This window comes from Streptomyces sp. NPDC019531 (assembly GCF_044903305.1).
GTDB lineage: Bacteria > Actinomycetota > Actinomycetes > Streptomycetales > Streptomycetaceae > Streptomyces.
In genome coordinates this window covers 67,544-86,747 of the sequence record NZ_JBJDQL010000044.1, presented here as the reverse complement: position 1 = coordinate 86,747, position 19,204 = coordinate 67,544, and the positions used below count along the sequence as shown (strand labels likewise).

19 protein-coding genes, 1 tRNA gene and 2 pseudogenes are annotated in these 19,204 nt (G+C 71.5%); 9 read left to right on the top strand and 13 right to left on the bottom strand.

Going from position 1 to position 19,204, the window contains the following annotated elements; all coding sequences use genetic code 11:
• Both ACI2L1_RS36180 and ACI2L1_RS36175 read left to right on the top strand, forming a co-directional pair.
• The coding region (locus tag ACI2L1_RS36180) for a DUF475 domain-containing protein (RefSeq protein WP_404743664.1) at nt 1-165 on the top strand (165 nt) is incomplete at its 5' end.
• A gap of 125 nt (nt 166-290) precedes the next feature.
• Nucleotides 291-1,028: a Tellurium resistance gene (locus tag ACI2L1_RS36175; protein ID WP_404743658.1), complete on the top strand. Its 738-nt coding sequence runs from the start codon at nt 291-293 to the stop codon at nt 1,026-1,028.
• 88 nt (nt 1,029-1,116) lie between these two features.
• On the opposite strand, the gene ACI2L1_RS36170 is transcribed toward ACI2L1_RS36175, so the two are convergent.
• Nucleotides 1,117-1,872 carry a TerD family protein gene (locus tag ACI2L1_RS36170; RefSeq protein WP_404743657.1) on the bottom strand — a complete coding sequence of 252 codons (756 nt, stop codon included), beginning with the start codon at nt 1,870-1,872 and terminating at the stop codon, nt 1,117-1,119.
• A gap of 206 nt (nt 1,873-2,078) precedes the next feature.
• Between ACI2L1_RS36170 and ACI2L1_RS36165 the strand changes: the two genes are divergently transcribed.
• Genes ACI2L1_RS36165 through ACI2L1_RS36155 form a run of 3 tightly spaced genes read left to right on the top strand, consistent with a single transcriptional unit; the run spans nt 2,079 to nt 6,580 of the window.
• A complete protein-coding gene (locus ACI2L1_RS36165; protein ID WP_404743656.1) occupies nt 2,079-3,242 on the top strand; it encodes an HpcH/HpaI aldolase/citrate lyase family protein in 1,164 nt (387 codons plus the stop codon).
• Between the two features lie 24 nt (nt 3,243-3,266).
• On the top strand, nt 3,267-5,759 hold the full coding sequence (locus ACI2L1_RS36160; protein ID WP_404743655.1) for a phosphoribosyltransferase: 2,493 nt from the start codon (nt 3,267-3,269) through the stop codon (nt 5,757-5,759).
• The gene (locus ACI2L1_RS36155; protein WP_404743654.1) at nt 5,759-6,580 is read left to right on the top strand and encodes an HAD family hydrolase; all 822 of its coding nucleotides are present in this window, start codon (nt 5,759-5,761) and stop codon (nt 6,578-6,580) included. Before ACI2L1_RS36160 ends, ACI2L1_RS36155 begins: the two co-directional genes overlap by 1 nt.
• A 62-nt stretch (nt 6,581-6,642) precedes the next feature.
• Here ACI2L1_RS36155 and ACI2L1_RS36150 read toward each other — a convergent pair.
• The 4 genes and pseudogenes from ACI2L1_RS36150 to ACI2L1_RS36135 all read right to left on the bottom strand — a co-directional run.
• A pseudogene (locus tag ACI2L1_RS36150) lies at nt 6,643-7,073 on the bottom strand (DedA family protein); the annotation flags it as partial.
• Nucleotides 7,067-7,288 carry a zinc ribbon domain-containing protein gene (locus ACI2L1_RS36145; protein WP_404743653.1) on the bottom strand — a complete coding sequence of 74 codons (222 nt, stop codon included), beginning with the start codon at nt 7,286-7,288 and terminating at the stop codon, nt 7,067-7,069. The pseudogene ACI2L1_RS36150 and the gene ACI2L1_RS36145, both read right to left, overlap by 7 nt.
• Nucleotides 7,289-7,297: 9 nt before the next feature.
• Nucleotides 7,298-8,677, bottom strand: a complete 1,380-nt coding sequence (locus ACI2L1_RS36140) for a hypothetical protein (protein ID WP_404743652.1) — start codon at nt 8,675-8,677, stop codon at nt 7,298-7,300.
• 80 nt (nt 8,678-8,757) lie between these two features.
• Nucleotides 8,758-9,528 (bottom strand): DUF4097 family beta strand repeat-containing protein, encoded by a 771-nt coding sequence (locus ACI2L1_RS36135; RefSeq protein WP_404743651.1) that lies wholly within the window; start codon nt 9,526-9,528, stop codon nt 8,758-8,760.
• Between the two features lie 211 nt (nt 9,529-9,739).
• On the opposite strand from ACI2L1_RS36135, the gene ACI2L1_RS36130 reads away from it, so the two are divergent.
• A tRNA-Val gene (locus ACI2L1_RS36130) sits at nt 9,740-9,811 on the top strand.
• Nucleotides 9,812-9,856: 45 nt separating this feature from the next.
• Here ACI2L1_RS36130 and ACI2L1_RS36125 read toward each other — a convergent pair.
• The 3 genes from ACI2L1_RS36125 to ACI2L1_RS36115 all read right to left on the bottom strand — a co-directional run bounded on the left by ACI2L1_RS36125 (nt 9,857) and on the right by ACI2L1_RS36115 (nt 11,632).
• On the bottom strand, nt 9,857-10,201 hold the full coding sequence (locus tag ACI2L1_RS36125; protein WP_404743650.1) for a hypothetical protein: 345 nt from the start codon (nt 10,199-10,201) through the stop codon (nt 9,857-9,859).
• A 92-nt stretch (nt 10,202-10,293) separates the two neighbouring features.
• The gene (locus ACI2L1_RS36120; protein ID WP_404743649.1) at nt 10,294-10,842 is read right to left on the bottom strand and encodes a YciI family protein; all 549 of its coding nucleotides are present in this window, start codon (nt 10,840-10,842) and stop codon (nt 10,294-10,296) included.
• 34 nt (nt 10,843-10,876) lie between these two features.
• Nucleotides 10,877-11,632 (bottom strand): hypothetical protein, encoded by a 756-nt coding sequence (locus tag ACI2L1_RS36115; RefSeq protein ID WP_404743648.1) that lies wholly within the window; start codon nt 11,630-11,632, stop codon nt 10,877-10,879.
• A gap of 131 nt (nt 11,633-11,763) precedes the next feature.
• On the opposite strand from ACI2L1_RS36115, the gene ACI2L1_RS36110 reads away from it, so the two are divergent.
• A complete protein-coding gene (locus tag ACI2L1_RS36110) occupies nt 11,764-12,960 on the top strand; it encodes an MFS transporter (RefSeq protein WP_404743647.1) in 1,197 nt (398 codons plus the stop codon).
• Nucleotides 12,961-12,977: 17 nt separating this feature from the next.
• Here the strand turns inward: ACI2L1_RS36110 and ACI2L1_RS36105 are convergent, their stop codons facing one another.
• Complete coding sequence (locus tag ACI2L1_RS36105) at nt 12,978-13,982, bottom strand: alpha/beta fold hydrolase (RefSeq protein WP_404743646.1); 1,005 nt, start codon at nt 13,980-13,982, stop codon at nt 12,978-12,980.
• Nucleotides 13,983-14,137: 155 nt separating this feature from the next.
• Here ACI2L1_RS36105 and ACI2L1_RS36100 point away from each other — a divergent pair, with 155 nt between their 5' ends.
• Nucleotides 14,138-14,668 carry a GNAT family N-acetyltransferase gene (locus ACI2L1_RS36100; RefSeq protein WP_404743645.1) on the top strand — a complete coding sequence of 177 codons (531 nt, stop codon included), beginning with the start codon at nt 14,138-14,140 and terminating at the stop codon, nt 14,666-14,668.
• A gap of 77 nt (nt 14,669-14,745) precedes the next feature.
• Here the strand turns inward: ACI2L1_RS36100 and ACI2L1_RS36095 are convergent.
• Nucleotides 14,746-15,156: pseudogene (locus ACI2L1_RS36095) on the bottom strand (ketopantoate reductase family protein); the annotation flags it as partial.
• Nucleotides 15,157-15,270: 114 nt separating this feature from the next.
• On the opposite strand from ACI2L1_RS36095, the gene ACI2L1_RS36090 reads away from it, so the two are divergent.
• Nucleotides 15,271-15,501 carry a DUF2277 domain-containing protein gene (locus ACI2L1_RS36090; protein ID WP_404743644.1) on the top strand — a complete coding sequence of 77 codons (231 nt, stop codon included), beginning with the start codon at nt 15,271-15,273 and terminating at the stop codon, nt 15,499-15,501.
• Nucleotides 15,502-15,694: 193 nt separating this feature from the next.
• Here the strand turns inward: ACI2L1_RS36090 and ACI2L1_RS36085 are convergent, their stop codons facing one another.
• The 3 genes from ACI2L1_RS36085 to ACI2L1_RS36075 all read right to left on the bottom strand — a co-directional run bounded on the left by ACI2L1_RS36085 (nt 15,695) and on the right by ACI2L1_RS36075 (nt 19,204).
• Nucleotides 15,695-16,252 carry a DedA family protein gene (locus ACI2L1_RS36085; protein WP_404743663.1) on the bottom strand — a complete coding sequence of 186 codons (558 nt, stop codon included), beginning with the start codon at nt 16,250-16,252 and terminating at the stop codon, nt 15,695-15,697.
• Between the two features lie 220 nt (nt 16,253-16,472).
• Nucleotides 16,473-16,922 carry a DoxX family protein gene (locus tag ACI2L1_RS36080; protein WP_404743643.1) on the bottom strand — a complete coding sequence of 150 codons (450 nt, stop codon included), beginning with the start codon at nt 16,920-16,922 and terminating at the stop codon, nt 16,473-16,475.
• 86 nt (nt 16,923-17,008) lie between these two features.
• Nucleotides 17,009-19,204 carry an FAD/NAD(P)-binding protein gene (locus ACI2L1_RS36075; RefSeq protein WP_404743642.1) on the bottom strand — a complete coding sequence of 732 codons (2,196 nt, stop codon included), beginning with the start codon at nt 19,202-19,204 and terminating at the stop codon, nt 17,009-17,011.

The window sequence follows — 19,204 nt, the reverse complement described above, 5'->3', positions numbered from 1 at the left end:
GTCACCATCCAGTACCAGATCAACGAGATCATCACCGGTCTCGTCGGTGTGATCCTGATCGGCTGGTCCTTCTGGTCCTCGGTGCGCCGCAACAACGCACTCGCGGCCGCGGAGGGAAAAGCAGAGGGCTCGGACGAGAAGACTGAGGTCTCGTCCGGGGTGTGACACCCTTCCTGGTGAGGAACGCTCTGAGCGGGGCGGCCGGCCTCCGGCCGCCCCGCCGGTTTTCCAAGTGACGCCAGGCGACGCCAGGTGACGCCGGTTTTCCAACGCGAACGTGGGGGGCGGGAATGGGCTTCTTCGACGGGCTCAGGGGCGGCCGCGAGGTCGACTTCGACTCGGGCAGCGCGGCCAGCAACGCGATCGAACTGACCAAGCGGCACAACCGGGTCTCCCTCACCAAACAGGGCGCGGCGACCGGGAACCTGCGCGTCAACCTGACCTGGCGGATGCGGACGTCCGACATCGGGGGCTCACAGCGCGAGTCGCTGCTGCGGCACCCCTTCAAGGCGCTCAAGCCGCCGGAGGTCCTCGGGCACAGTCAGAGCATGGTCAACGTCGACCTCGACCTGGGGTGCCTGTACGAACTGGCCGACGGGACGAAGGGGGTCGTCCAGCCGCTCGGTGGGCTGCTGGGGGACGTCAACGCGCCGCCGTACGTGAAGCTCAGCGGGGACGACCGGTTCGGGTCGGCGTCCGGCGAGACGATGTACGTCAACCTCGATCACCGGGACGAGATCAAGCGGCTGCTGGTCTTCGTGTACATCTACGACCAGACACCGGCGTTCGACCGTACGCACGCGATCGTGACGCTGTATCCGAGCAACGGGCCGCGGATCGAGATAGGTCTCGACGAGCGGCATCCGCAGGCCCGGTCGTGTGCGGTGGTGATGATCGAGAACGTCAAGGGTGAGCTTGTCGTGCGGCGTGAGGTGCAGTTCGTGTACGGGTTCCAGGGGGAGCTGGACCGGTTGTACGGGTGGGGGTTGCAGTGGGGGCGGGGTTACAAGGCCAAGGCGGACAGGTGAGTTCTTGTCTGCCGGTTGTGTGTGGCTGGTCGCGCCCACGCGGCGGAGCCGGACATCGACACAGCCTCGCGCCCCTGAGTAGATCTCTCTACCGACCGATGAATTGTGGCCCTTGCGGAGGCATGCGGAATTCCCCCGCCGCGGCCGGGACCGGGCTCACCGGAGGCGGGTAGCCGTAGCCCGATGCCACGGGCGCCGTTGCCGGGGTTGACGGCTGGGGGTAGCCGTATGCCGGCTGGGTGGGGACCGAGGTGGCCGACTGGGCCGGCTGTTCGGGCGGGAGGGGCTGTGCCGCGGGCTCCGACTCGTCCACCGTGATACCGAAGTCCGTGGCCAGGCCCTGGAGGCCGTTCACATAGCCCTCGCCCAGGGCGCGGAACTTCCAGCCCTCGCCGCGGCGGTACAGCTCGCCGCAGATCAGGGCCGTCTCCTCGCCGGTCTCCGGCTTGATGTCGAAGTAGGCCAGCGGCTCGCTGTCGGCGACCGTGGCGTCGTACAGCAGGATGCGCAGGCCCTGTACGCGGTCGAAGGTGGCACCCTCGGCCGAAGCGACCAGGAGAATCTGACTGACGCCGGGCTCGACACCGGTCAGGTCTGTCTGGATCGTGTCGGTGGGGCCTTCCGCGACGCGTTTCTTGCCGAGGAGCCAGACCTTCCCGGAGGGGTGTCGGGGCTGGTTGTAGAAGACGAAGTCCTCGTCGGACCGCACACGGCCGTCGGGGCCGAGGAGCAGTGCCGAGGCGTCGACGGGCGGGACCCCCTGCCCGGGCGCCCAGCGCAGCACGGCGCGTACCGTAGTGGCATCAAGCGGGACGTTCGACCCCTTCAGCATGGCGTGCGTCATGCGGTCATCCTGCCCTCTCGGTCCTGGTCACGACAACGCGGGGGTGAGAGAAGCCGGTTCATGGCGCAGCGGAGTCGACATGGCCGTGTTTGTCTGCGTTACCTGAAATTCATGCCCAGCGGGAACCTCTGACATGGATCCCTACGTACTATTACCGGCCACCTGTGAACGGTTCACAGACGGCGCAGCTGTCGCGGGGGAGTCATATGCGTCATTTCGGGCACATTGCCCCTGAGGTGCGTCAGCGCCTCTTCTACCAGGAGCCGTGCGAGTTCACCGCGGACTCCCCGACCCGGCTGCTCTCCGCGGCTCTGGGCGCCACGCTCTACAGTCCGGCCACGCGGCCGCGGCTTGCCGACGACATCGTCAAGCAGACCGGACGCGGCGTGGTCTCGATGGTGCTGTGCCTTGAAGACTCGATCGGTGACGACGACGTGGCCGAGGGCGAGGAGAACCTCGTCCGGCAGTTCACGGACCTCGCGGAGCGGGCGGTGGACCTTCCGCTGCTCTTCATCCGGGTCCGTCACCCCGGACAGATCCCCGATCTCGTACGACGGCTCGGCCCCGCCGTGAGCCTGCTGTCCGGGTTCGTGCTCCCGAAGTTCACCGAGGAGCGCGGCATCCCCTTCCTGGAGGCGCTCTCCGCCGCCGAGGCCGCGAGCGGACACCGGCTGTTCGCCATGCCCGTCCTGGAGTCCCCGGACCTGCTGTACCGGGAGACGCGCGTAGAAACCCTGGAGGGCATCGCGCGCGCGGTCGACAAGTACCGCGAGCGGGTCCTCGCGCTCCGCCTCGGCGTCACCGACTTCTGCTCCTCCTACGGCCTGCGCCGCGCCCCCGACATGACCGCCTGGGACGTCCAGATCGTCGCCTCCGTGATCGCCGACGTGGTGAACATGCTGGGCCGCGCCGACGGCACCGGCTTCACGGTGACCGGGCCGGTCTGGGAGTACTTCCGGGTCCAGGAGCGCATGTTCAAGCCCCAGCTGCGCCGCAGCCCCTTCCTGGAGGGCCAGGCCGAGGAACTGCGCGAGGCACTCATCGAGCACGCCATGGACGGCCTGCTGCGTGAGATCACCCTCGACCAGGCCAACGGTCTGCTCGGCAAGACCTGCATCCACCCCTCCCACGTCCTGCCCGTGCACGCGCTGTCCGTGGTCAGCCACGAGGAGTTCAGCGACGCGCAGGACATCCTGCGGCCCGAGCGCGGCGGCGGGGGTGTACTGAGGTCGCAGTACACGAACAAAATGAACGAAGTGAAGCCGCACCGTGCCTGGGCCGAGCGCACCCTGCTGCGCGCCGAGGTCTTCGGTGTGGCCAACGAGGACATCGGCTTCGTGGAGCTGCTGGCCGCCGGAATACCCGGCTGATCATTAGTGGACACCAAGGGACGCATGAACAAGGCAGTGAACGACGGGAGCCCGGGCGAGGTCTGGTCGGGGACGTGGGTCGCCGAGCGGCTCGGCGTCGAACTCGTGGGCGACGCCGGGCTGACCGATCTGCTGGGACTCGCGCTGCGCCGTAACCCCAAGCGGGCCCACCTGCTGGTCTCCAACGTGCTCGGCAAGCACGTACCGCAGTCGCCGTCGGTGGTCTACGGCCAGGGCTTCGCACTGGGCCGCAGAGTCCGCGACCTGCTGGGCGACGAGGACGCGGCCCGGGCGGTGGTCCTGGGCTACGCCGAGACCGCGACCGGCCTCGGCCACTCGGTCGCCGACGGCATCGCCCTGGCTCCCTACCTCCACTCCACCCGCCGCCCGGTCCCCGGCGTGCCCCCCGCGGGCGGCTTCGAGGAGTCCCACTCCCACGCCACCAGTCATCTCCTGCTGCCGGAGGACCCGGCCCTGCTGGCCGGCGACGGCCCCCTGGTCCTGGTCGACGACGAGTTCTCGACGGGCAACACGGTCCTGAACACGATCAGGGATCTGCACGACCGGTATCCACGGGACCGGTACGTGGTGGTCGCCCTGGTCGACATGCGGTCGGAGACGGACGCGGGGCGACTGGAGGAGTTCGCGGGGGAGATCGGCGCGAGAGTGGACCTGGTGGCGGCGGCCTCGGGCACCGTGCGCCTGCCTGAAAGGGTACTGGAGAAGGGGCAAGATCTGGTCGCCCTGTACGAAGGTTCGTCAGGGGGGCGGGGCTGTATTGAATCTGCGGCTACCGCCGCGTGGGCGCGACCAGGCCCCACACACCCGCACCCGGCAATCAGCCGCATGGACCTGTCGTGGCCCCGAGACCTCCCGGACGGCGGCCGCCACGGCTTCACCCCGGCGCACCGAATACGCCTCGAATCCGCCCTTCCCGCGATGGCCGCCCGTCTGGCAGAGGCGCTCCCGGAAGACGCGCACCGCGTCCACGTCCTCGGCTTCGAAGAGCTGATGTACGCCCCCCTGAGACTCGCCCGAGAACTCGAACAGGTCGCGCAGGGCGTCCAGGTGACCTACTCCACCACCACCCGCAGCCCCGTCCTCGCCGTCGACGACCCCGGTTACGCCATCCGCACCCGCCTCACCTTCCCCGCCCACGACACCCCCGCCGACGGCCCCGGCGACCGCTACGCCTACAACGTCGCCGGAGCCGGTTTCGACGCGGTGATCGCGGTCGTCGACTCCACCGCCGACACCCCACGACTCCACGCACCGGACGGCCTCCTGGCCCAGCTGGCCCAGCACACCCGGCAGACAGTCCTCGCGGTGGTCCCCAGCTACACCCCCGAAAGGCCCCCCATGCTCCCCGCCCCCCTCCGCGGCCCCGCCTTCTCCTCCTACGCTCCGGAGGACGTCGGCTGGCTGCTCCAGGACCTCTCGGACGTCACCCTGGAGGCGCCGACCGAGGAGCGCGAGGAGGCCATCCAGAGCGGCGGCGCGCACTACGCGGAGTCGCTGCCGGTGGAGTACCAGCCGAGCGACCAGTACCAGGAGCTGTTCCGGACGGCCCTCCAGGAGTCCTCCGCGAGGCTCGCTCAGGCCGTCGGCGCCGTGACGGAGATCGTGCTCCAGGAGCGCTCGCCCCGCCCCGTCCTGGTCTCCCTGGCCCGTGCCGGCACCCCCGTCGGCGTCCTGATGCGCCGCTGGGCCCAGTTCCGCCACGGCCTCGACCTGCCCCACTACGCGGTCTCGATCGTCCGCGGCCGCGGCATCGACGCCAACGCCCTGCGCTGGCTGGCCGAACACCACGACCCCGCCGACGTCGTCTTCGTCGACGGCTGGACCGGCAAGGGCGCGATCACCCGCGAACTGACCGCCGCCATCGAGGAGTTCGAGGCCGAGGGCGGTCCCGTCGGCTTCGACCCGGAGATCGCCGTACTCGCCGACCCGGGCTCGTGCGTGCGGACGTACGGCACCCGCGAGGACTTCCTCATCCCCTCCGCGTGCCTCAACTCCACGGTGTCCGGCCTGATTTCGCGTACGGTCCTGCGCGCGGACCTGGTCGGCCCGGACGACTTCCACGGCGCGAAGTTCTACCGTGAACTCGCCGGCGCGGATGTGTCGGTGGAGTTCCTGGACGCCGTGGCCGCCCGCTTCCCGGACGTCGTGGAAGCCGTGGACGCGACGGCGAAGGACCTGTTGTCCGGCGACCGCGAGCCCACCTGGGAGGGCTGGGCGGCCGTCGAACGCATCAGTGAGGAGTACGGCATCCACGACGTCAACCTCGTCAAGCCGGGTGTCGGTGAGACCACCCGGGTGCTGCTGCGCCGGGTGCCCTGGAAGATCCTGGCGCGGGCCGGCGCCGGCGCCGACCTGGACCACGTACGCCTGTTGGCCGAGCAGAGAGGTGTCCCGGTGGAAGAGGTCGCCGAACTCCCTTACACCTGCGTGGGGTTGATCCACCCCAGGTACACGCGGGGCGCGACGGGCGCCGACGGCAAGGCGGTGGGTGTCTGATGCCGGCTCCCGTGCTCGTCGCGAGCGACCTCGACCGTACGCTCATCTACTCCGCCGCCGCCCTCGCGCTGACCATGCCGGACGCGCGGGCACCCCGGCTGCTCTGCGTCGAGGTGCACGAGAGCAGGCCGCTGTCGTACATGACGGAGACCGCGGCCGGGCTGCTCTGCGAACTCGGGGACGCGGCGGTCTTCGTGCCGACCACGACCCGCACCCGCAAGCAGTACCAGCGCATCAACCTGCCCGGCCCCCCGCCGACTTACGCGATCTGCGCGAACGGCGGCCATCTGCTGGTCGACGGCGTCACCGACCTCGACTGGCACGCGCGCGTGACGGCCCGCCTGGCTGACGAGTGCGCGCCCCTGGAGGAGGTGCGCGCCCACCTCCAGGAGACGGCAGATCCCTTGTGGGTGCGCAAGCACCGGATCGCCGAGGACCTCTTCGTCTACCTCGTCGTCGAGCGCGAACTGCTGCCCGAGGACTGGGTGAAGGAACTCGCGGTGTGGGCCGAGAACCGCGGCTGGACGGTCTCCCTCCAGGGCCGCAAGATCTACGCCGTCCCGAAGCCGCTCACCAAGAGCGCGGCCGTGCGCGAGGTGGCCCGCCGGGCCGGGGCCTCCCTGACACTGGCCGCGGGCGACTCCCTGCTCGACGCCGACCTGCTGCTCGCCGCGGACCGGGGCTGGCGGCCGGGCCACGGGGAACTGGCGGACGTGGGCTGGACGGCGCCGGCGATCAGCGCACTGCCCGAGAGGGGCGTGCTGGCGGGGGAGCGGATTCTGCGCGAGTTCCTGCGGGGGACGCGGCACGGAGCGGTCTGAGGAGCCGGGGCGGCACGATGAGTGGCCCGGGGCGCTGACGGTGTCGGCGGGAGCCTGTCGGCTTACGACACCGGCTCCACCGACGCGCGTTCACGCCCCGTGTCCGCGTCCGTGCCCGCCCTGCGGCGACCCGGTCCCGGGCGCCGCAGCAGCCGTAGCGTGATGAAGACCGCCACCGTCAGCGCCACCGCCGCGAGAACCACCTTCGAGTACGCGGACACGACGTCGGTTACATGGGTCCATTTGAGCCCAGGGCGTGGCCCGCGAACACGAACGCGGTGTTCTACAGCGCGCTGCCCAGGGCGGTGAGCGTGAGAAAGACGGACAGCGGCATGCGTTCGACGCCCGCCGGGACCGAGACGAGACTGCGGAGCCACGGGATCATCCGGCCGGAGAACACCGCCTCGGTGCCGTGCCGCAGGAACCCGGCTTCCGTCTTCTCGATGTCCGAGACCTTGACGAGGGGCGGCCGCGCTTGGACGGCGGTCAGCCGCAGCAGCCTCCGCCGCAGCAACCGCCGCCCGCCCTGGGCGAGGGGGCGGGAGCGGAGGCGGCGCTCGACGTGCCGCCCACCGCCACCGTCGACAGCAGCTTCACCGTATCGTCGTGGCCGGCGGGGCAGTCGGCGGGGTCGGAGGACTGGGCCATCGGGCGGCTCAGTTCGAAGGTGTCGCCGCAGGTCCGGCAGCGGTACTCGTAGCGAGGCATGGACACAGGTTAACCGTGCGCGCCGCCGCGCTCCTCGCGGATCCGGGAGACCACCCCGGCCACCGTCTGCCGTACCGCTTCCGTCTCGGTCAGGAAGTGCCAGTAGTCGGGGTGGCGGCCCTCCAGCGTGCCGATCGCCCGGTCCAGTCGGGCCACCGAGTCGTCCAGCGGGCGGGCATGACGCGGGTCGGGAGTGGCGCGGCCGCTCATGGCGAGGCGCTGGGCGTCCCGGATGGCGAAGCGGGTGCGGTCGATCTCCTGCTGGGGGTCCTTCTGCACGGCGTTCAGCCGGCGCAGCCGGTCGCCGGCGGCGGAGACGGACTCGTCGGTGGTGTTGAGCAGCGCGCGGACCGTGGAGAGCAGGGAGGTCGCGTCCGGCCAGCGCTGTTCGTCGCGCGCGGCCCTCGCCTCGCGGAGCTTCCGCTCGGCCTGGGCTACGTTCTCCGCGGCCTGGTCCGGGACGTGCTGGAGGTCCTGCCAACAGGCGGCCGTGAAGCGTCGGCGCAGTTCGCTGAGGACCGGGTCGACCTGGCCCGCGCGGGTGGTGAGGGCCTCGGCGCGGGTGCGCAGGGAGACGAGCCGGTGGTCGATCTCCGCGGCCCGCTCCGGCAGCCGCTCGGCCTCCACACGAATCGACTCGGCCTCCCGCGCGACCCGCTCGGCGCGCTCCAGGGTCTGCGGCACGCCGTGCTGCCCGGCGCCCTGGTTCAGCTTGGTCAGCTCGGGGCCGAGGGTGGCGAGCCGGGCGGCGAGGTCGTCCGCCTTCAGCCCAGACTCCCGCACGGCGTCCAGGGCGTTGGAGGCGGCCAGCAGACCCTGCCGGGCCCGCTCCACGGCCGGGGCGAGCCGGGCGAGCTGGGTCTCGGCCTTGCCGAGCAGCGGACCGAGGCTGTCGTCGAAACGGTCCAGCTCCTTCTTGACGTTGCCCAGGTCGTCCTTGGCCCGGGTGAGCTCGGTACGCGCGTGTGCGGCGACCGAGGCCTCCAGGTCGTCCCGGTCCAGGTCGTGGGCGTCGACGGCCTCGATGTAGCGCTGGCTGGCCGTGTCGATCCGTCCGCTGATCGCCTGGAAGTCGGCGACCGCCCGCCGGGCGGCGGGGGAGTCGTCGACGGCCGTGATGGTCTCTATCGAGATCCGCAGATCGCGCTGGGCGGTGTCCAGCTCGTAGAACGCGGCCGCGGCGGCGTCCTTCGCGGCCTGCGCCTCGGCCCGCTGGCTCTCCGCGCGCCCGCCGAACCAGCGCCGGGTGCCGCCGCCGGCGAACGTGGCAGGCAGCGCGAGGGCGACGAGCAGTGGCAGCCCGATGAGCGAGAGGGTGTCTTTGAGCGTCTGACGGTGTGCGCGTGGCACCGACGACGACGAGTACGGCTGCGATGGTGTCGCCGTCACATCCCTCTCCCGTGCTGTGTTCCGTCCTGGCGGTGCCCGGTGTCATTCTCCCACCGGTAAGGGACGAACACACGGGCCGGTCAGTTCGCGGTTCGGACCGTGATCTTCCCGTCTCCGCTCTGGGCGGACACGACGTGGTCGCTGGAGTCGGACCGGGGCACGGACACATCGATCCCGCCGTCGCCCGACTTGGTGTCCACGCGATAGGTGGCCTTTGGCACCTCGACGGTCACCGAGCCGTCGCCGCTGCGGGTCTCCACCCGGTCGGGTACGGCGCCGAGTTCGAGGTGGACCGAGCCGTCCCCGGTGCGGGCGGTGACCTGGCGTGAGGTGACGTCCGCACGCATGGACCCGTCGCCGGTGTGCAGCTCCAGCGGCCCGCTGGAGTCGGAGACCCGCACGGAACCGTCGCCGGTGGTGATGCTCAGCGGCTGGGTGAAGCCCCGGGCCCGCACGCTGCCGTCGCCGTCCTCGACCTTCACGGCGATGTCCCGCGGCACCTCTATGCGGTGCTTGGCCGCGCAGTCCGCCACGACACCACTGCACTTCACCCGCAGAACCAGCCGGTCGTCCTTCATCGACCAGGTCACCTTGGGGTCCTTGCCGAAGGCGACGCTGCCCTGGAACCAGCGGGTGACCTCGACCGTGCCCGACTTGTTCGAATCGGCGGCGACGATCTCCAGCGCCGAATCGTCGGAGTCGACGGTGAGGGTGCGGCCCTGAAGGGCGAAGGACCGCTGGTCGGGGGTCTTGTCGTCCCCGGCGGAGGCACCGCAGGCGGTGGCCCCCGCGACGACGAGCGCGACGACCCCGGCCGCCGCGGCGGCACGTGCGGGAACGGAACGGACCATGACGATCTCCCCCTGATCTACCCCTGGGCGGGGCGGTCGCGGGCACTCCGCGAGCCTGCTTCGACCCTAGGGAACGGGGCTGTTGCGGGGGATCCGGGTCGCTCCCGGATCCGGGGTGGGGTTTTCCCCCGTATCAACCCTGACTTCCTCGGCCCCTGAGTAAGGGTTTGCAGCGCATGGCCCCGGGCAAGGTAGGCTGTCGACTCGTCTCGGGTGCGTAGCTCAGGGGTAGAGCGCCTGCCTTACAAGCAGGATGTCGGCGGTTCGAAACCGTCCGCGCCCACACCGAAGAGGACCCCGGCCTATCGCGGCCGGGGTCCTCTGTCGTTCACCCGGGTTCCCGCTCCGAGGTCTCTCGCGTGTGCTTCAGCCGGGAGCGGGCGTCCACGCGTTCCGGTACGGCCACGTCCGTCCAGAAGCGGTGGGTGGTGACGAAGACCGCGAGTTCGTGTTCGCGCTGCCGGAGCTTCTCCACCTCGGCCTGTTCGTCGGGGGTCCAGCCGGGGGAGGCGGGGCGCTCCACCTTGCGCCAGCCGTGGGCGTCACTGAAGCCGTCCAGCGGCGCGACCGACCAGGGGAGCCGCTTGAGCAGGGCCGACAGCTCGGCCCGGACCTGATGCAGCTCCTCCTGACCGGCGAGGAGGTCACTCGGAAAGTCATAGGTCGTAGCCACGCCACAATGCTACGCCTGTTCGATTTTGGGTTGCGAGTCTCTTCCTGTGGTTCATACGTTCTGCCGAGTTCCTGGGCCGCCCGAACGGTTTCTCACCGGCGGCCGCCGAACTCCCACTCGTGGACCTCCACGGCCGCGTACCGGTCCCGGGTCAGCACTGACCGCGCCCGGTCCGGGTCCGGGGCGCGGACCAGGGCCGCCGTGCCCAGCCAGGCGGTGCCGTCGTCGGAGAGCAGCGGGCCGTACGCGATCAGGTCGTCCTCGTCGGGTGGTACGACGAGGTCGGCGGCCTCTCCCGTGCCGAGACCGAGCACCAGGTACCGGTTGCCACCGGTGCGGCCGCCGGGGAAGTCCCACATGGTGCGACCGAGCAGGTTGCGCCAGCGGCGCAGCAGCACGTCCCGGTACGCGCCCGCCTGGTAGTTGGGCTCGTCGAAGGCGAACGCGCGGGCGGCGGCGGGGTCGGGAAGGTCGACGATGTGCACGCTTCCGGTGAGCGTCTCGCCGTTGTCGGCGAAGGTCGGGCCGCGGGCGATCAGTTCGTCCGCGTACCGGTCCATGTAGGACCAGTGCGCCTCCCTCAACTCCTCCCGCAGCGCCAGGGAGCCGGGCCGGTCACGGTGATAGCAGAAGAACTCCATGACCCCGGAGCCTTGCCCACTTTGGGGACGCATCTCAACGGCATTGACCGGTCGGCGTGTTCGTCAGTTCGGCGAGCATGGGGGCCAGACGGGTGGCGAGTTCGGGGCGGGAGAGTTCGAGTTCGGCCGTGGCGACCGTGATCGCGGCGGTCAGGGCGCGGTGGAGTTCCTCGGCGGCGAGCGAGCGCACGAGTGTCGTCTCCAGGTGGGCCGAGAGGGCATCGGGCAGCAGATGGGCGCCCTTCGCGTGGGCCGCCGGGAGGTCCAGGCGCAGACAGGCCAGGGTGATCACATGGTCGCGCAGGGCGCTGATCCAGTGCTCGGCCTGCCACCAGCGGGCGCGCTCGATGCACGCGCGCGCGTGGAGGGCGTGATGCCAGAGAAGGCCCGCCAGGGTGTCGGCGTCCGGGGGAGCGAAGGGTGCCAGGGGGCGGGGCCGGCCGAAGACCGTCCTCCACTGCGGGCCGCGCGGGCCGAACTCGGCCTCCGTCGCGAACGTCAGGTCGATCTCCAGCCAGCCGGGCAAGAGGAACACGCGGATGACGCCGGCCCCGACGGACAGGTCCCAGTGGTGCCGCGCGCCGAGGTCGTCGTAGAGCCAGCCGGTCCACCGGTCCAGGGTCGGCGTGAGGTCGCCGCGGACGGCCAGGACCAGGTCGGTGTCCGACCAGCGGTCGCCCTCTCCGTCGGCGTACGAGCCGGTGAAGGCGGCGCCCACGACGGTCTCATCGGCCTCGGCGCGGGCCAGCAGCCGCTCTCTGAGGCGGTCCCGTTCCTCGACCGTGAACATCGGCCCCGCTTTCGTCCAAGTGTCGTCGGTTCTTTGTCCATGGACCGGCCCGGGGGCGGGGCGCGAGGGTCGGTCCATGGATGCGGATCTTCGGGATTGTCGTGCGTAGGCGGGCGACCGGACAAGGGCGGGTGCCGACGGGACTTGTCGCGCTGGCCCTCGGCGGGTTCGGCATCGGGCTGACCGAGTTCCTGATCGCGGGACTGCTGCCGCAGGTGGCGGCGGGTTTCGCGGTCTCCGAGGCGGTCGCGGGCCGGCTGATCTCCGGGTACGCGTTGAGCGTCGCGGTCGGCGCGATCGTCCTGACCGCGGCGACGGCACGGCTGCCCCGCAAACAGGTCCTCGTCGGCCTGCTGGTCCTGTTCGTCATCGGCAACCTGCTGTCCGCGATCGCGCCGAGCTACGGAGTGATGCTGCTCGGGCGGATCGTCGCGGCGTTGTGCCACGGTTCGTTCTTCGGGATCGGCTCACTGGTCGCGCGCGGCCTGGTCGCACCCGAGCGGAAGTCCCGCGCGGTGGCCGTCATGTTCGCCGGGCTGACGGTCGCGAACGTGCTCGGCGTGCCGTTCGGCGCGCTCGTCGGGGAGCGCTGGGGCTGGCGGGCCGCCTTCTGGGCGGTGACGGCGATCGGTCTGGTCGCGCTCGCGGGAATCGTCGTGTACGTGCCGGGCGGGGCCGGACGGACATCACCGACGGAGCCGGTGCCTCCCACCGGCCTGCGTGCCCAGGTCGGCGCGTTCCGGACCGGGCAGGTGTGGCTGACCCTGGCGGCGACCGCGCTCGGCTATGGCGGGATGTTCGGCGCGTTCACCTACATCGCTTATACGTTCACCGAGGTCAGCGGCTTCTCCTCGGGGGATGTCGGCTGGCTGCTCATGGTGTACGGCGTCGGCCTGGTCGTCGGGAACCTGTTCGGTGGGCGGGCCGCCGACCAGGATCGTGACCGCACGCTGGTCCTCGCGCTGGTGGGGCTCGCCGTCACCCTGGCCGTGTTCGGTCTGCTGGCCGCCGACGCCACGGCCTCGGTGGTCCTGGTGTTCCTGATGGGGGTGTTCGGGTTCGCGAGTGTGCCCGGCCTGATCACCCGCGTCACCGACTACGCGCAGGGCGCGCCGTTGGCCGCCGGGGCCAATGTGTCCGCGTCCAACATCGGCAACGCGCTGGGGGCCTGGGCCGGCGGCCTCGCGATCACGGCGGGCCTCGGCTACACCGCGCCTCTCTACGTCGGCGCCGGCATCGCGCTGACCTCCGTCGCCGTCATGATCGTCGCCGCGCATCGAGCGAAGCCGGCCGGAGGACAGGCCCGCGAGTCGGCGGTCGGGCGGTGACTTTCGGTGAACGTGCGCTATCGCCCGGCCACGACCGATCCCAGCCAGTCGGTCAGGTGACGGCCGACCTCCTCGGGGCGTTCCTGCTGGATCCAGTGTCCGCAGCCGTCGAGGATATGGGCGCCGCGCAGACCGGGGAGGGTGGTGGGGAAGGCGTCGATGGCGTCGGAGAGCCAGGTGGTGGAGGCGTCCAGGGTGCCGCCCAGGAAGAGAGAGGGCTGACGTACCGCCGCGCCCGCGTGGGCGGCCAGATCCTTCCAGTCCCGGTCCATCGCGCGGTAGCGGTTCAGGGCACCGGTCAGGCCCGTGCGCTCGAACTCCCCCGCGTAGACGTCGAGATCGTCCTCGGTGAGCCAGTCCGGGAGACGGCCCGTGGGGAAGCGGTCGCGGAGCCGGCCGCCGGGTGCGACGAAGTGGGGGTCGGCAGCGGGCCGCGTGCCGGCGGGCACCAGGTGCGGGTCGGCCATGGGCATGGTGTCGGCCGAGAGCGCGGCATAGAAGCCGGCCAGCCAGCCCCGGACATCCGGTTCGATCTCGCGCTCGGCCCTGCCGGGCTGCTGGAAGTAGGAGACGTAGAACTCCTCCTCCCCGCCGAGCCGCGCGAAGACCTCGCTGGGGCGGGGGCCGCCGGGCGGGGTGTACGGCACGCTCAGCAGGGCGACCGCGTGGAAGACGTCCGGCCTGAGCAGCGCCGAGTGCGCGGCGATCGTCGCGCCCCAGTCGTGCCCGACGACCACCGCGGAACGCTCGCCGAGTGCCTCCACCACGGCCGCGTTGTCCTCCACCAGCTCGGTCATCCGGTACGCCGACACCGCCTCCGGCTTCGAGGAGCGGCCGTATCCGCGCACGTCCACGGCGACCGCGCGATATCCCGCCGCGGCCAGCACCGGCAGCTGGTGGCGCCACGAGTACCAGGACTCCGGGAAGCCGTGCAGCAGCAGGACCAGGGGCCCGCTGCCCTGCTCCACGAGATGGATCCGGCCGACGGGACCGGGGACCAGACGGTGGGTGCGGTGCGGCATGTGTCCTCCGTGCGTACGGCGGTGCGGTGACGGCTCACGGACTGCGGCTCACGGCGATCCTCGCAGCGTACGGCGCGATGGCGCGAGGTCTGTTGCCGGTTCGGCAAAACCGCAGGCCGGAGGCTTTGTCAGACCCGGCGTCTACTGTGGCGGACATGGAAGCGGTGGAGGCGGAAGAGCAGGCTGAGCAGGTGCGGCTGGTGCCCTGGGCGGAGGGCGACTTCTGGCTGCTGGAGAGGACCAACAGCCCCGAGATGACCGCGCACTTGGGCGGGCCCGAGAACGCGGAGAAGCTCGCCGGGCGGCACAAGCGGTACATGGAGTTGGCGTCGGGGCGGATGTACCGCGTCACGCTCGCGGAGGGCGGGGAGACCGTCGGCTCGGTGGGGTTCTGGGAGCGGGAGTGGCGGGACTCCCGGATATGGGAGGCCGGGTGGGGCATCCTGCCGGAGTTCCAGGGCCGCGGACTGGCCGCGCAGGCGGCCCGTGCCGTGGTGGCGGAGGCACGGGCCGCGGGCCGGCACCGGTATCTGCACGCGTTCCCGAGCGTGGAGCACGCCGCGTCCAACGGGGTCTGCCGCCGGGCGGGCTTCACGCTGCTCGGACAGGCCGAGTTCGAGTACCCGAAGGGGCGCTGGATCACGTCAAACGACTGGCGGATCGACCTGGCGGGTGGGGAGGGCTGAGGCCGGGCGTCAGTACCCGGACTCCGTCAACTCCCGTACCACCCGGGTCGCGACAGGGGCCTTCACCTCGTGCCGGTCCGCCGCGCGGAGCAACGCCCCGTGACCAGGGCGGTCAGTTCCTGGCGGTAGCGGGTGCGGAGGATCGCCGGGTGTTCGACGCCGTTCAGGAGGGGGACGATCAGGCCGTCGCCCAGGGCTGTGGGCGGGACACGGTCCAGGACGGCGTCGAGGGAGGTGTGCTTGACGGCGATCACACACGCGTCGACCGGTTCACGCAGTTCGGTGTCGGCTTCGCGGGGGTCGTGAAGTCCCCAAGACGCTGCTGCGGAGCTTGATGCCGGTGGTGCGCAGGGTGTGTGCTGTGTCGTCGCCGGCCAGGCAGATCACGCGGTGGCCGACGCGGGACAGGGGCGCGGCGAGGAGCCTCCGGTGCCGCCGGGGCCCAGGACGGCCACGGTGGGTTGTGGGTGCGCGAAGTCGTGCGCCATGTGGAGTTGTTCCTCTCGTCGGTCGGCCCCGGGGTCGGTGGCCGCCTCGCTGAGGATCATGGCATTCGTGAGCGGTGGGAAGCGCCGCTCCGCTCGTGGAGGGAGACTGTCGGTATGTGCCGCAGTATCAAGACGCTTCGTCCGCCTGTGTTGCCCGAGGAGGCGACGGAGGAGGAGATTCGGGCCGCCGCGCTTCAGTATGTGCGGAAGGTGTCCGGCTTCCGGGCCCCGGCCGCGCACAACCAGGAGGTGTTCGAACGGGCCGTGGATGTGATCGCCGAGGCGACGGCGGAGTTGCTGGCGGGGTTGGAGGTGCGGGGGGCCGCGCGGCGGGAGGCGAGCTGATCCGTGCCGGTGCCGTCGCCGGCCGGGGGCGGGTCTCGCTTGCCCGCGCTGTACGGGTGCCAGCGGCTACGTGGAGTGTCAGTCGGCGGTGACCGGAAACTACCCAGGGGCGCGGCGCTGTATCAATCTGCGGCTCCGCCACGCGGGGCGCGACCAGCCCCACCGGGCCGCGGCCGAAATCCCTCCCGACGCCCTACTGCGCCCCCTCCGGACGCCGCCGCATCACATACGCCGCCCCCGCCCCCGCCCCGAACAGCGCCGCCACCGACACCCCAGTCGCCAGCCACGTCGCTCCCAGCCAGTGGGCGCCGAAATAGCCGAGGGCGACGCTGTAGGCGGCCCAGGAGAGGCCGGCCAGGGCGGACCAGGGGAGGAAGTCGCGGGCTCGGCGGTGAGCCGTGCCGGCCAGCAGGGAGACCACCGAGCGGCCGGCGGGGGTGAAGCGGGCGAGGACCACCAGTGCGCCGCCACCCGCGGACAGCGCATCGCCGAGACGTTCCTGCGCCGTGGTCAGACGACGGGAACGGGCGATCGCGCGGTCGAGGCGTGCACCGCCCCGGAAGGCGAGACGGTACGCGGCCAGGTCGCCGAGGACGGAGGCGGTCGTCGCGCAGAGGATCAGGGCCATCACGTCGGGGACCCGCCCCGTCGCAGCGCTGCCCGCGGCCGCCGCGGTGGCGGCCGTGATGACCAGCACACCACTCGGCAGCAACGGCACGAACACGTCGAGGAGCACCGACAGCATGACCATGGCGTAGATCCATGGACTGCCGGTCAGTGACCCCAGATTCTCCAGCACCGCGACTCCCCGTGATTCCCCCGTAGACAGCCATACAGCGTACGCGTGGGCAGTGACAGGAGATTCACGGGGGGCTCATGAGATGAACGCGGCATGTTCACCCAGCCGGTCGGCGCGAGGGTGCCCTCCCCTCCACGCGGGAGGGGAGGGGAAGGCACCGTACGCGGTCCGCTCAGACGGCCACCGGCTCCGATGCCGGCTTCCGTTCCTGCGTCGTGCGCTTCGCGAACAGCCGGTCCAGGCCGAACGCGCCGGATCCGGTGAAGACCAGCAGCACCAGGGCCCAGCAGAACATCGCCGAGGCCTCGCCGCCGTTCTCCATGGGCCACAGGGCCATGGGCTGGTGGACCTTGAAGTACGCGTACGCCATGGAACCCGCGGCGACGAACGCGGCGATGCGGGTGCCCAGGCCGAGCAGTACGAGGCCGCCGCCGACGAGTTGGATCACGGCCGCGTACCAGCCGGGCCAGGCACCGGTCTCCACGGTGCCGCCGTCGGTGCCCGAGGCGCCGCCCAGGATGCCGAAGAGGGAGGCGGCGCCATGACAGAGAAAGAGCAGGCCGACGACGATGCGGTACAGGCCGAGGGCGTATGGCTGGGCGCTGTTCAGGCGTCCGGTCATGTGGGGGACTCCTTCGGTCGGGTTGGTCCCACCGGGGGGTCGCCCCAGGGGGATGGAGCCGAGTGAGCCATCCACGTTAGGTGACCCTAATCTATGCTTGCAAGTTCAACATTTGGCCATCGGTTTGCCTCAGCCGTCCCTTCCGTTTCGCTCGCAGCCGCACGTAGAACGGCTCTCGCCACCGCGTCGGCGTCCGAAAGCGTGACCGAATCCACGCCTGGCCTGGCGCCCGCCGCGGTCACCCAGTGCACGCCCTCGGTCGGCACACCGAAGGCGAACCTCCTTGTGTGGACCCGTCCTTGACGGTCGATCAGACGGTACGGGCGTCGGCTGACGTCCAGGCCGCCGGTCTCGTGGCCGTCCACGGTGTGCGGTCGGCACTGGCCCGTCTTCAGCAGGCGGGCGAGCAGGTCGTCGGCGGTGTGCCGCAGATCCGGTTCCGGAAGGCGCGCCTCTATGAGGGCCGTCACGCGGACGGCGGACCCCGGGACCTCGGGCGATCCGGCCAGCCAGGCCCCGTCCTCCTCACGGACCTCCAGACGGGGGCCCAGCACCTCCACCGTGCCCGCCTCGATCAGCGCGGTCAGTTCCTCGATGCGGCGGCGGGGCGGGCCGATGGAGAGGAAGGCGTTGAGGGGGGTGTACCAGCGGTCCAGATGGTCCCTGCGGGAGGGCCCCGCGAGGCCGCGGTGGTCGACGATCTGCCGCAGCTCGTTGCGCAGGTCCCGCAGGACATCGAGGGCCGCCTTGAGCGGGCCGGCGACATTGCCGAGCGCTGCCTCGGCCGCGTCCCGCCGCAGATGGCCGATCAGCCAGGCCCGCCAGGTGCCGGGGCCTGTGAAGGACAGCCCGGCGTACGGCCGTGAAATACGGTCCCAGGACCAGCGGTCGGCGTGCGGGACGCCGAACTCGTCCAGTACGGCGGTCTCTTCGGGGCTGCGATGGGCCGTACCGAGGAAGCGGTCCCCGAACTCCCCTGCGCTGACCAGGGCTTCGTAGTAGACCGTCTCCACCTCCTTCGCCACCAGCGGCCATATCTCGGTGAGGAAGTCGGGTGCCTCGCCGGAGTCGGCGCGTTTACGGAAGCGGGCGATCGTGTCGTCTGTGAGGACGCGGGGGAGATGGCGGCCGTAGGGGCCCTTGGCGTTGTCGCCGCGTGCCTGGTACGGGATGCCGCGGCGTGAACCGGCGTACAGGCGCGGCTCGTTGCCGGAGGGCAGGTAGCGCAGGCCGCCGGTGTCCGAGTGGGCGAAGCGGCCGCCGCGGCCGGTGGTCAACAGGGCCATGTGGTCGAAGAAGTTCAGGCCCAGGCCGCGCAGCAGCACCGGCTCGTGCGGTCGTATGCACGACAGGTCCACGTCGGCCGGGTTGGCGGGCGGGACATGGTGCAGGCCGTGGCGTTCGGCGTGGGCGGAGTGGCGGCGCCGGGCCGCGTCGGCGACGACCGGCAGATGCCCCTGGGCGAGGACCACGGCGGACAGGCCGTGCAGCGCGGTGCCGTCGTCCAGGGTCACCGTCTGCCGGCCGTCGGCGCCGTCATCGAGCCGTACGGCCCGCGCCGCGTGCACCTCCACCCGCACAGCGCCCGGCGCCTGGCGCACCACCTGCGCGAACACCCACTCCAGGTAGCGCCCGTACTGAGCGCGGCTCGGGTAGTCATCGGGCCCGAGCGGATCACCGGGCCCGGCGAACCCACCGGACCGCGAGATTTGGCGAGGGCCGGGCACCCCGTCTGTTCTCGGCCTCTGGTCTCCGGGGCCTGGCCCCCCGGCCGCTCCCGCGCCCCGGTCTCCGGGACCCGGCCTCTCGCCCGTCTCCGCGCGCCGGTCTCGAGGGCCTGGCCTCTCGCCGGTCTCCGCCCGCAGGTCTCCGGGACCCGGCCCCCCGCCCGCTCCCGCGCGCCGGTCTCCGGAGCCCCGCCCCCCGCCCGCCCCCCGAGTGGCGTCGGGCCCTGTTTCCTCGTGGGCCCCCCACTCCCCGCGGGCCCACTCGTGCAGGCTCGGTCCTGGGCGTACTGGTCCCGAGCAGTCCACGGTCTCGTCGGTGAACAGGGTCACCTGGGAGGCCACCGTGTTCATCAGGAGGTCGGGGGACTGGTTGGGGCGCCAGACGCGGCCGGGGCCCGGTGGGGACGGGTCGATGACGTGGACGGTCAAGTCGGCGCCGGGCGGGAGGAGTTCGGGGGCGGAGGCGCAGAGGCGTTCCAGGACGCTGGTGCCGCGAGGCCCCGCGCCGACCAGGGCAACGGAGACGGGCACATGGTCCGTGGTCGGTGCGGGCAA